Below are 8,311 nucleotides of genomic sequence, written 5' to 3' on the forward strand. Positions count from 1 at the left end.
ACAGGAGGGAAATGGTGACACCGCCCCGCAGGGCGGTGACGCGGATCAGACGGGCGTTTTGAGCCGTGCACTGCGCAGCAGCAGGGGTAGTTGGTAAAGCACCAGGGCGCCGAGCACCAGTCCGGCTCCGGCCAGTTTGGCGCCGCCGAGGGGTTCGCTATAGAAGAGGGTGCTCAGCAGCAGAGTCCAGACCGGTTCCAGCAGCATCATCAGGGCGGCGTGGGCGGTAGTCATCTTGCTTAATGCGTGGGTGAGTAGCCAGTAGCGCAATGTGGTGGCGATCAAGACGCTCGCTGCAAACCAGCCCCAGATGCCGTGGCTGACACCGGCCTCGGGCCACTGTTCGGTCAGCAGGGAGAGCAGGGTGCCGAGCAGGCCGGTCATCGCCAGCTGGATGCAGGTGAGCCAGGTGGGGGCAATGGATTGGGCAAAGTGGCGATGGACGGCAAGCTGGATGCCGAGGGTGGTGGCCGCCGCCAGAAACCAGAACAGCGAGAGCGACACGCCCCAGTGGGTACTGCTGGAGAGCAGCAGCAAACCGGCGATGGCGACGGGCAGGGTGAGCCAGTAGTGGCGGCCGGGCTTGGCCCGAAAGGCTCCCCATGCGGCCAGCGGGGCCATCAGGGTGGCGACGCTCATGATAAAGGCGCCGCTGCCCAGCGCATCGCTCTGGCTGATGGCGGTGACCCACAGCAGCAGGCTGGCACCGAGCAATGTGCCGCAACCGGCAGCGCGCACCAGTTGGGCGCGAGTCGGCGGCGGTTCACGCAACCAGGCCAAGGGGAGCAACAGCAGCGCCGCCAGCAGGAAGCGGCTGCCGATAAAGGCGGCAGGGGGCAGTTCGCGGATCGCCTCTTTCGAGAAGAGCCAGCCAGCGGCGGCCAGCAGGGTGACCAGTACCATCAGCAGCAGGGGAGTGCGGTTCATCGGGGTCGTCATGGTGAAATGGATGGGAGAGCATAAAGGAAAGGCGCCAGGTATTGCTACCTGGCGCCTTTCGCATCTGCCTTGAACCGCCGTCGCGGCTCGCGGCCAGCAATCAGTTCATGCCGTAACGCTTGAGCTTCTTGCGCAGGGTGCCACGGTTGATACCCATCATCACGGCAGCGCGAGTCTGGTTACCACGGGTGTACTGCATGATCACGTCCAGCATCGGCGCTTCGACTTCGGAGAGAACCATATCGTACAGATCAATCACTTCCTGACCGTTCAACTGGGCCAGGTAGTTACGCAAGGCCTGTTGCACAGAGTCACGCAGGGGGCGCTGGGTCGGCTCGGCAGCGTGATTGTGAGTAGTTGTTACCAATGCATCAGAAGTCAGGGTTTGTTCGAACATATTCGGTCGGCTCTTTAGTTATCTTGTTAACCTAATCCATCGAAATACGCTTCGAGTGCCTCAAGTTGCGCGTCTGCGCAATCCAGGGCATTGAAGTGCTTACGGAATTCTCGGCCCGTCTCTTCTTCATCCAGATACCAGCCCACGTGTTTACGGGCTATGCGCGCTCCCAGATATGCACCATAAAACCGGTGCAGGTTGGTTACATGCTCGTTCATCAGGGTGCGAACCTCTTCCCTCTCGGGAGGCGGCAGCTTGGTGCCCGTCTCAAGAAAATGACGGATTTCCCGGAAAATCCAGGGTCGTCCTTGCGCAGCTCGGCCGATCATCACGGCGTCAACGCCGGTATAGTCGAGGACATACCGGGCTTTCTCCGGGCTGTTGATGTCACCATTGGCGACAACAGGAATCGATACGGCCTGCTTAATCGCCCTGATCGTGTCGTACTCCGCTTCGCCCTTGTAGAGGCAGGCACGGGTACGACCATGCACGGCAAGGGCCGCGATACCGCAATCTTCGGCGATTCGGGCGATCTCCACGCCATTGCGGTTATCCGGATCCCATCCTGTGCGGATCTTCAAGGTGACAGGCACCTCCACTGCATCCACCACGGCCCGGCAAATTGCTTTGACCTGATCGGGGGCACGCAGCAGGGCAGAACCTGCCAACTTCTTATTCACTTTTTTTGCCGGACATCCCATGTTGATGTCGACGATCTGTGCGCCCTGCTCCACGTTGTAGCGGGCAGCAAACGCCATCATCTCGGGGTCGGCTCCGGCAATCTGGACCGATCGCAATCCGCCTTCTGCAGAGTGATCCATCCTCATCCGGGTTTTCTGGGTATCCCAGACATCCGGGTTGGCCAGCAGCATCTCGGAAACGGCCATGCCAGCCCCCAATCGCAAACAAAGTTCACGGAATGGTCGGTCAGTTACACCGGCCATGGGAGCCACAATCAAGGGAGTTTCAAGCGTGTGGGGACCTATCTGCATTCCACGGTTACCATCGGCTTAGGGCGGCGTATATTACGCATTTTTTAGGCAGGAGAAAAGGTTAGTATTTGAGCGTCAGCCATTTTTTTCTGAAAAAAACGTCGCGCCAAGGCTTGCAAATTCTGGAGTTATTGAAAAACGGCCAGATTGACGGAGAGTGAGAGCTGTACCATTCGGGTCGGACACCTGCATAATTGTCAGTCCACTTGCAGGCCCGCTTTGCGTTATGATAGCGGGCTTAAGTCGAGCAAATGCTCCAAACATTTATGCAACAAAAGCGGATTGGGGATCTATGACGTCAAGGTTCATTAAATCACTCTGGCCGTGTCTGATGGGGGCCGTGCTGGGGTCGGCGCAGGCGCAAACCATCAGTTTTGGCGAAGCCTGGACCCGGGTCATCCAGCAGGATGAAGGGCTGGCTGCCGAGCAGGCCGGGGTCGATCGGGCCAAGCAGCTGCGCGAGGCGGCCAAGGACATGTATCTGCCCAAGGTGGATCTGGGGGCCAGCTATACCCATCTTGATCAGCCGATTGAACTTGATGCCCTCGATCTCAATCCGCTGGCCAAGCAGAAAGATCTGATCCTGGCGCTCGGCAGCCTGTTCGGGGTCGGGGCCAACGCATTTGTCACCCCCCTGACCAAACAGAATGTAGTGACCAGCTCGGTCAAGATGCTCTGGCCGCTGTTTGCCGGTGGTCGCATCGATGCGGCGCAGGATATCCGCCAGGCGCAGGTGAGCGAGGCGCAGCAGCTGCTGGTGCTCAAGCAGCAATCCACCTTCGAGAGCCTCTCCCAGACCTATTTCGGCGTGGTGCTGGCTGCTCAGGTGGTGCAGACCAAACAGGAGATCGAAGAGGGGCTGGCCCACCATCTGGATCACGCCAAGAAGCTCGAAGCGCAGGGCCAGATCGCCAGGGTGGAGCGCCTCTCCGCCCAGTCGGCCTATGACAGAGCGCGCATCGATACCCAGAAGGCGCGCCGCAGCCTCGAGATCGCCGAACTGGCCCTCGGCCGCATGCTGAAGTTGCCAAATGCCCAGCCGGGCAGCGGCCTGTTCGTCAACAAGGAGCTGCCGCGCCTCGAGGGGTTGGTGAGCCAGACCCTGGAGGTGCACCCCGGTCTCAAGCTGCTCACTGCCAAGAAGGAGCAGGCCAAGGGGATGATCCGGGTCGAGCAGGGCAAATATGCCCCCGAGGTGTTCCTGTTCGGCAACTACAACCTCTATGAAGATGATTCGCTCGCCTCCAAGACCGCGCCGGACTGGCTGGTGGGGGTGGGTGTCAGCATGCCGCTGGTGAGTCGCGATGGCCGTTCCGAGACGGTGCAGGCAGCCAAGAGCGCCGAGCTGCAGGTCAATCTGCTGCAGGCCAAGACCCGTCAGGATCTGGAGTTGCTCGTTGAGAAGACCTGGCGCGAAGCGGCGCAGGGGCTGGAGGAGTATCAATCCCTCTCTTCCACTCAGGCGCTGGCCGAGGAGAACGTGCTGCTGCGGGACAAGGCCTTCGGGCAGGGGCTCTCTACCTCCCTTGATGTGGTGGATGCCCAAAACCAGCTGGCGGGGGTGAAGACTCAGCGCGCGGCGGCGGCCTATCAATATGTGGTGTCGCTGGCCCGCCTGCTGGCGCTCTCCGGCCAGATGAACAGTTTCAATCAATATCAGCATGGTCAGGTGATCGAGGTGAACTCATGATCCCGGTCCTGTCTGTCCCTTTTTTCATGTCTTTTCCGACCGTCAAGGGTCGCCCGTTTGTCGAGGTGAAGTGATGAGCCATCCCCCCATCAAAAAGAAGATGAGCCAGGGTAAACCGCTGTTGTTGCCGCTGGCGCTGGTGATCCTGGTGGTGTGGCTCGGCTGGCGCTTCTGGCTGGCCTATCAGCCGGAGCCGGTGCATCTGCAAGGGCAGATTGAAGCGCAGCAGTACTCGGTCTCCTCCAAGGTGCCGGGTCGCATCGACGAAGTGTTGGTCAAAAAGGGTGATCTGCTTACCAAGGATCAGCTGGTCTTTACCCTGGCGAGCCCCGAGATTGAAGCCAAGTTGAGCCAGGCCAAGGCCGGTGAGGCCGCTGCGGGTGCGTTGGCGCAAGAGGCGGAGAAAGGGGCCCGTGCCCAACAGATCGCTGCCGCCAAGGATCAGTGGCAAAAAGCCAAGGCTGCCGCCCAGCTGCGTGGCAAGACCTATGAGCGGGTGGCCAGCCTGCACCGCGACGGCGTGATGCCGCTGCAAAAACGTGATGAGGCCTGGACTGCCTGGCAAGCCGCCCGCTACAGCGAAGGGATGGCGTGGCAACAGTACCAGATGGCGTTGGAAGGGGCGAGGGAAGAGACCAAGATCGCCGCTCGCGAGAAGGCCAAGATGGCGGCGGGTTCCGTGGCCGAGGTTGAGGCCTATCTGGCCGATACCCGCATCACCAGCCCCCACAATGGTGAAGTGAGTCAGGTACTGCTGCGCAGCGGCGAGCTGGCACCACAAGGTTTCCCGGTGGTGACCCTGCTTGATATGAGCGATGCCTGGGCCCAGTTCCACGTTCGCGAGGATCTGCTGCCCCGCTTCCCGGTCGGTACCGAGTTCGATACCCGCATCCCGGGCCTTGGCGACCAGACCGTACGCTTCAAGGTGACCCATGTGGCCGTTATGGGGGATTTTGCCACCTGGCGTGCCACCGATACCCGTCAGGGTTTCGATATGAAGAGCTTCCAGGTGGAGGCTCGCCCGCTGCAACCGGTTGAGGGGCTGCGGGTTGGCATGAGTGTGCTGGTTGAACTCTGATGGGACGTGAATTTCGGCTGCTGTGGCAGGATCCCTTCAGCCGTGCCCTGATGAGCTGGGTGCCGCTGCTGCTGATGGGGATCCTCTGCTGGATCTTCTCGGCAGGGCTGGCCCGCGACCTCAAGGTGGGGCTGGTGGATCTCGACCACAGCATGCTCTCGCGCCAGCTCGCCTTCTCGCTGGATGGCTCGGCCGGGCTCAAGGTGGCGCAACAGTTTGACTCCATCAATGCCGGCGCCCGAGCCCTGCGCGGTGGCGACATCTATGCGCTGGTGGTGATCCCCAACCATCTGGAGCGGGATGCCCGTCAGGGCACCCAGCCGCAGGTGACTGTGTTCAACAACGGCCAGTTCATCCTGATCGCCAAGCTGGTCAACTCGGCGCTGGCGCAGGTGGTAGGCACTCTCAATGGTCAGGTAGGCGTGCTGGAGGCGATGGCCGATGGCAAGGCGCTGCCCGGTGCGCTCGGGCAGTCGGTGCCTATCAGCAGTCAGGTGACGGCGCTCTATAACCTCAACTCCAGCTACGCCCAATTTCTGTTGAGTGCCATTCTGCCAGCCGTATGGCAGATCCTGGTGGTGCTGTTTGGCCTCAATGCACTGGCCCGTAATGATCGGCTGGGGCTGGACTGGACCACGCGCGGTGTCTGGTTTGGTCTCTGGCGCACCCTGCTGCCCCACGTGCTGATTGGCTGGGGCTGGGGGATTGTCTGGACGCTGCTGTTGTTCAAGGGCTTCTCATACCCCATGCACGGCAGCTGGCTGGTATTGCTGGTGGGGCTGGGACTCGCCTCGGCCGCCTGCGTCACCATGGGTGCCTTCTTTTACGGCATCATCCGGGATCCGGCGCGCGCCCTGTCGCTGGCGGGGGCTTACACTGCGCCCGGTTTCGCCTTTATGGGGGTCACCTTTCCGGTGAGCGCCATGGGGGATTTCGCCCGCTTCTGGCGCAGCCTGTTGCCGGTCTCTCACTATGTGGAGCTGCAGATTGGTCAGAGCAACTACGGTCTGCCCCTCGCATCGGCGTTGCCGCAACTGGGGGCGCTGCTGCTGTTCCTGCTCCCCCTGCTGCTGGTGGTACGTCGTTACAAGCAGCAGGCCGAGCTGGCCCGTCAATCAGCCGCAGTGGCGAGCGCCGAAAAGGAGCCTGAGTGATGCTGGGATTTGTCGATCTGTTGCGCCTCGAACTGCGCACCCTGCTGGCGGATCGCGCCATCATGCTGACCCTGTTTGGCGGGGTGATCTTCTACTCGTTTCTCTATCCCCAGCCCTATCTGCATCAGCTGCCGCGGGAAGAGGCGGTAGTGGTGGTCAACGAGGATGGCAGTCAGCTGTCCCGTCAGCTGGAGTTTATGGCCGATGCCACGCCGCAGGTGAAGCTGGTTGCGCGGGCCAATTCGCTAGCCGAGGCGCGCCAGCTGATGATGGCCGGGGAGGCGAGCGGCATCCTGCATATCCCCAACCACTTCTATCGGGATCTGATGCTGGGCAAGAGCGTCACCCTGAGCTATGCCGGTGATGCCTCCTACTTTCTGGTCTACGGTACCATTGCCGAAGGGCTGGCGCAGGCCGGTGGCACTCTCGCCGCGCAGGTGAAGGTGGCGCGGCTGCTGAGCCACGGCGAGGCGCTGCCACAAGCGGCCATGGGTTGGAATGCGGTGGCCCTCAACGTGGTGCCGGTCTTCAACCCCACCATGGGCTATGTGAATTACGTGGTGCCGGCGGTGTTCGTGCTGATCCTCCATCAGGTGTTGCTGATGGGGGCGGGGATCCTGGGGGCGACCCAGAACCAGCGCAGCTGTCGCGGCGAGCACGGTTACTGGCAAAGCGCGCCGGTATTGCCGCTGCTGCTGGCCAGAACCCTGGTGCTGGCGGGGTTGTTCCTGCTGCCGGTGAGCTACTTCCTCGGCTTCTGCTTCGATCACTACAACATCGCCCGCCATGCTGATCCGCTGGAGTTGTGGTTGTTCGCCCTGCCGTTCCTGCTGGCGACCTGCTGGTTCGGTATTGTGTTGGGCGCCATCTTTACCCGGCGCGATCTGCCCACTCAGGTGGTACTCATCTCCTCCCTGCCGCTGGTCTTTCTGGCGGGCTTTATCTGGCCGCTCGAGCTGATCCCGGCGCCTCTCAACTGGCTGGCTCAGTGGGTGCCCACTATCCCCGCCATCGAGGGTTTTCTGCGCCTTAACCAGATGGGGGCCGACTTCGCGCAGGTCTCCCGTTACTGGTGGCAGCTGTGGGGTCTGGCGCTGCTCTACGGCTTGCTGGCGTGCCTGCTGCTGCGTTGGCGGCAGCAGTCGTTGCCGGTTGCTGGCCCATCAGTCGTGCAGGGTGAAACCACCGCCGGTTAAGCGGGATGGTGCAAGCGCGAGCAAGATGGCGTGTGCGGTAAAGCGAAAACGGTCAGCCCTTGGGCTGACCGTTTTGCTATGTGGTGGGGTTAAGCGGTTTTACTGCTGCTTTAGCCGCGCTGGAGCGTGGGATCCCCGATGGCGTAGATCTGCCCCACCGCCGCATCATCCGCCAGCAGGCGCAGCCCTTGGGCGGCCACATCGGCGCGGCGCACCAGTCCGTGTACCTCCTTGCCCTGACTCAGCTCGGCGCGGCCGGTGGCGTCGCCATCCTGCAGGCCCGCCGGGCGCAGAATGGTCCACACGAGGGAGCTGGTCTGCAGCCAGCTCTCCGCCAGACTCTTGAGACGTACCTCGTGACCGAAGGCGGCGCGTGCCCGCTCCGGCAGATACTGCCAGCTGTCACCACAGCCGAGGGAGGTGACCAGCAGCAGTCGTTTCAGGCCTGCCTGCTCCATGGCATCGATTACATGACGGTTGCCCTGATAGTCCACCGGCGCGGCTTGACGGAAGCTGCCGAGGGTAGAGACGACCTGTGCATCTTGCCCTGCCCGGACGCATGCCTGCTGCACCGCAGCCAGATCCAGCGCATCCCCCTCGATCACCTCAACTCCCAGCGCACTCAGTTCCATGGCCATCTCGGGGCTGCGCACCAGCGCAACGACCCGGTGACCCTGGCTCAGGGCGTGATGAGTAAAGGCGCGGCCCAGCCCGCGGCTGGCTCCGAAAATCAGTGTGGTTGGCATAGATGAGCTCCCTTGGCAAAAGGGGCTAGCCTAGTGGCTTGTTCGCCAGCTGTAAATGAGAGTTGTTTCTATTTGTGAGCTGGCAGGGAGGAGAGAGTGCGAGCCGCCAGCGACTCGCA

Annotated in this window: 8 protein-coding genes; 4 read left to right on the top strand and 4 right to left on the bottom strand. The window is 61.9% G+C overall.

Annotation, left to right across the window (positions count from 1 at the left end; genetic code table 11):
* Positions 1–45: 45 nt before the first annotated feature.
* From AB5Y82_RS00485 to dusB, 3 genes are all read right to left on the bottom strand, one after another.
* Entirely contained in the window at positions 46–927 is an 882-nt protein-coding gene (locus AB5Y82_RS00485; protein WP_111900677.1) for a DMT family transporter, read from the bottom strand.
* A gap of 112 nt (positions 928–1,039) precedes the next feature.
* Positions 1,040–1,336 carry a DNA-binding transcriptional regulator Fis gene (gene fis, locus AB5Y82_RS00490; protein ID WP_005309538.1) on the bottom strand — a complete coding sequence of 99 codons (297 nt, stop codon included), beginning with the start codon at positions 1,334–1,336 and terminating at the stop codon, positions 1,040–1,042.
* Positions 1,337–1,362: 26 nt separating this feature from the next.
* Positions 1,363–2,328 carry a tRNA dihydrouridine synthase DusB gene (dusB, locus tag AB5Y82_RS00495; protein WP_019445016.1) on the bottom strand — a complete coding sequence of 322 codons (966 nt, stop codon included), beginning with the start codon at positions 2,326–2,328 and terminating at the stop codon, positions 1,363–1,365.
* A gap of 292 nt (positions 2,329–2,620) precedes the next feature.
* Between dusB and AB5Y82_RS00500 the strand changes: the two genes are divergently transcribed.
* The 4 genes from AB5Y82_RS00500 to AB5Y82_RS00515 all read left to right on the top strand — a co-directional run bounded on the left by AB5Y82_RS00500 (position 2,621) and on the right by AB5Y82_RS00515 (position 7,446).
* Positions 2,621–4,018, top strand: a complete 1,398-nt coding sequence (locus AB5Y82_RS00500) for a TolC family protein (RefSeq protein ID WP_162632563.1) — start codon at positions 2,621–2,623, stop codon at positions 4,016–4,018.
* A 73-nt stretch (positions 4,019–4,091) separates the two neighbouring features.
* Positions 4,092–5,096, top strand: a complete 1,005-nt coding sequence (locus AB5Y82_RS00505; RefSeq protein WP_368173517.1) for an HlyD family secretion protein — start codon at positions 4,092–4,094, stop codon at positions 5,094–5,096.
* The gene (locus tag AB5Y82_RS00510; RefSeq protein ID WP_111900679.1) at positions 5,096–6,250 is read left to right on the top strand and encodes an ABC transporter permease; all 1,155 of its coding nucleotides are present in this window, start codon (positions 5,096–5,098) and stop codon (positions 6,248–6,250) included. The genes AB5Y82_RS00505 and AB5Y82_RS00510 overlap by 1 nt, the downstream gene beginning before the upstream one ends.
* The gene (locus AB5Y82_RS00515; RefSeq protein ID WP_111900680.1) at positions 6,250–7,446 is read left to right on the top strand and encodes an ABC transporter permease; all 1,197 of its coding nucleotides are present in this window, start codon (positions 6,250–6,252) and stop codon (positions 7,444–7,446) included. The genes AB5Y82_RS00510 and AB5Y82_RS00515 overlap by 1 nt, the downstream gene beginning before the upstream one ends.
* A gap of 110 nt (positions 7,447–7,556) precedes the next feature.
* On the opposite strand, the gene AB5Y82_RS00520 is transcribed toward AB5Y82_RS00515, so the two are convergent.
* Complete coding sequence (locus AB5Y82_RS00520) at positions 7,557–8,192, bottom strand: SDR family oxidoreductase (RefSeq protein WP_111900681.1); 636 nt, start codon at positions 8,190–8,192, stop codon at positions 7,557–7,559.
* Positions 8,193–8,311 lie beyond the last annotated feature (119 nt).

Origin of the sequence: Aeromonas sp. s13 (assembly GCF_040907905.1) — a bacterium.
In the GTDB taxonomy this organism is placed as follows: domain Bacteria; phylum Pseudomonadota; class Gammaproteobacteria; order Enterobacterales; family Aeromonadaceae; genus Aeromonas; species Aeromonas veronii.

What these genes read in the sequence shown, in the direction of transcription:
- AB5Y82_RS00520 (WP_111900681.1), bottom strand. Translation starts at nt 8,192, where the DNA reads ATGCCAACCACACTGATTTTCGGAGCCAGCCGCGGGCTGGGCCGCGCC.
- fis (WP_005309538.1), bottom strand. Translation starts at nt 1,336, where the DNA reads ATGTTCGAACAAACCCTGACTTCTGATGCATTGGTAACAACTACTCAC.
- AB5Y82_RS00515 (WP_111900680.1), top strand. Translation starts at nt 6,250, where the DNA reads ATGCTGGGATTTGTCGATCTGTTGCGCCTCGAACTGCGCACCCTGCTG.
- AB5Y82_RS00505 (WP_368173517.1), top strand. Translation starts at nt 4,092, where the DNA reads ATGAGCCATCCCCCCATCAAAAAGAAGATGAGCCAGGGTAAACCGCTG.
- AB5Y82_RS00485 (WP_111900677.1), bottom strand. Translation starts at nt 927, where the DNA reads ATGAACCGCACTCCCCTGCTGCTGATGGTACTGGTCACCCTGCTGGCC.
- dusB (WP_019445016.1), bottom strand. Translation starts at nt 2,328, where the DNA reads ATGCAGATAGGTCCCCACACGCTTGAAACTCCCTTGATTGTGGCTCCC.
- AB5Y82_RS00510 (WP_111900679.1), top strand. Translation starts at nt 5,096, where the DNA reads ATGGGACGTGAATTTCGGCTGCTGTGGCAGGATCCCTTCAGCCGTGCC.
- AB5Y82_RS00500 (WP_162632563.1), top strand. Translation starts at nt 2,621, where the DNA reads ATGACGTCAAGGTTCATTAAATCACTCTGGCCGTGTCTGATGGGGGCC.